Origin of the sequence: Thioalkalivibrio sp. (genome assembly GCF_041690275.1) — a bacterium.
GTDB lineage: Bacteria > Pseudomonadota > Gammaproteobacteria > Ectothiorhodospirales > Ectothiorhodospiraceae > Thioalkalivibrio.
In genome coordinates this window covers 6769-8863 of the sequence record NZ_JAWLHP010000084.1, presented here as the reverse complement: position 1 = coordinate 8863, position 2095 = coordinate 6769, and the positions used below count along the sequence as shown (strand labels likewise).

Genomic DNA, 2095 nt, shown 5'->3' with positions numbered 1-2095 from the left:
TCTCACCCCCGGCCCGTCTCCCGCAGTCATGGATCTGCACCACATCAAAGGCTGAAAGAAGGCTGTAGGGTGGGCAAAACGAAGTGTGCCCACCACAGACCGCCACGGCGAGGAGGGTGGGCCCGCTGCGCTTGGCCCACCCTATGCCCAAGGATCTCACCCCCGGCCCGTCTCCCGCAGTCATGGATCTGCACGCTGACGGTCACGTGTATTGCTGCCGCGGCCTTCAGAAGTCGTCGAGATTCCAGTTGCCGATCTCGGCGTTGATGTCGGAGCCGCCGCGGCGGCCGTCGGCCCCGAAGCTGAAGATGTCGATCTCGGCCCGGGTACCGGGGTTCAGGTACTGGTAGTCGTTGCCCCACGGGTCCTTCGGCAGCCGGTCCATATAGCCGCCGTCACGGTAGTTGCGGGGTTCCGGGCCGGAGCGGGGACGCTCCACCACCGCCTCCAGCCCCTGGGTGGTGCTCGGATAGACGAAGTTGTCGAGACGGTAGAGGTTCAGCGCCGACTCCAGCGCCCGGATGTCGCTCTTCACCTTGGTGATGCGGGCATCGTCCGGGCGGTCCATCACCCGCGGTACCACGATCGCCGCGAGGATGCCGAGGATCACCACCACCACCATGATCTCGATCAGCGTGAAACCGCGGTGGCGGTTGTGGGAGGCGGTTCTGCACCCGCCGCGCGCACCGTGGACGGCCGTGCCCGGCGTGCTGGGACGGACCGCCGGGTCCCGGGTTTTGAAACAGACTTCATGCATGTTCAGTTCACCAGTTGGTTCAGTTCGAAGATCGGCAGCAGGATTGCCAGCACGATGGTCAGCACGACCGCTCCCATGGTCACGATCAGCAGCGGCTCGAAGACCCCGACCACCATCGCGATGCGGGTCTCGAGTTCGCGCTCCTGGGTCTCGGCGGCCCGCTCCAGCATCTCGTTGAGCTTGCCGCTGGACTCGCCGCTCTTGATCAGGTGCACGGTCATCGGCGGAAAGTACCCGCTCTGTTCCAGCGCCCGCCCTACGCCGCTGCCCTCGCGAACGCGCTGTGCTGCGGTTGCGACCGCCGAGCGCATCGGCTGGTTGCCGATCACCTCACCGGCGGTGCGCAGCGCCTCCAGCAGCGGCACGCCGCTGCCGGCCAGGATGCTGAGCGTGCGCGCGAAGCGCGCGGTGTTCAGCCCGCGGACCAGGCGCCCGATCAGCGGCAGCCGCAGCAGCAGATCATGATACCGGTAACGCCAGCGTTCGCGGCGCAGCAGCCGGCGCAGCCCGATGCCGGCCACCACCAGTCCGCCCAGCGCCCAAAGGCCGTAGTCGCGCAGCGCATCGCTGATGGCGATCAGGGCGCGGGTAAGCCACGGTAGCTCCTGGCCGATCCCGGCGAAGACCTGCACCACCTCGGGCACCACGAATGCGAGCAGTGCGACGGTGACACCGATCGCGACCACCGTGAGGATCAGGGGGTAGAACAGCGCCAGGGTGATCTTCTGCCGCAGCGCGTTGCGCCCCTCAGTGTAGTCCGCGAGGCGCTCCAGGACCAGGTCGAGGTGGCCCGACTGCTCGCCGGCGGCGACGGTGGTGCGGTAGAGGTCGGGGAAGACGCGCGGGAAGGACGCCATCGCGGTGGCCAGCGCATGACCCTCCATCACCCGGGTGCGCACCGCGGTCAGCACGCTGCGGATGCGGGCCTTTTCGGTCTGCCGCGCCACCGTCCCGAGGATCTCCTCCACCGGCAGGCCCGCGCGCGCCAGCGTCGCCATCTGGCGGGTGGCCAGCGCCAGATCCAGGGGGCTGATCCCGCGGGCGCCAAGGCCGAGCGAGCCGCCGCGGCGCGCCTGTTCGCGCACCTCCTCGACGGCCAGCGGCGTCAGGCCTTCCTGGCGCAGCCGCGCGCGCACCGAGCGCGGGGTATCCCCCTCGGTGACCCCCTTGCGCCTGCGGCCCCCGGCGTCGAGCGCCTGGTACTCAAATGCGGGCATCAGCCCTCACCCGGCCCCTGTAGGAGCGAGCCTTGCTCGCGAAGGTGGGGCAGGCGACACGCGCCAGGGGCAATGCGGCGCCCGATCGCGGCTGGAAGCCGCTCCCACGACCCCCCGGCGC

Annotated in this window: 2 protein-coding genes; both read right to left on the bottom strand. The window is 69.5% G+C overall.

The annotated features are described in order from the left end of the window. Positions 1-226: 226 nt before the first annotated feature. Positions 227-757: a type II secretion system major pseudopilin GspG gene (gspG, locus tag ACESMN_RS12545; RefSeq protein WP_373053943.1), complete on the bottom strand. Its 531-nt coding sequence runs from the start codon at positions 755-757 to the stop codon at positions 227-229. A gap of 2 nt (positions 758-759) precedes the next feature. Next, a complete protein-coding gene (gene gspF / locus ACESMN_RS12540) occupies positions 760-1974 on the bottom strand; it encodes a type II secretion system inner membrane protein GspF (protein ID WP_373053942.1) in 1215 nt (404 codons plus the stop codon). Between the last annotated feature and the right edge of the window lie 121 nt (positions 1975-2095).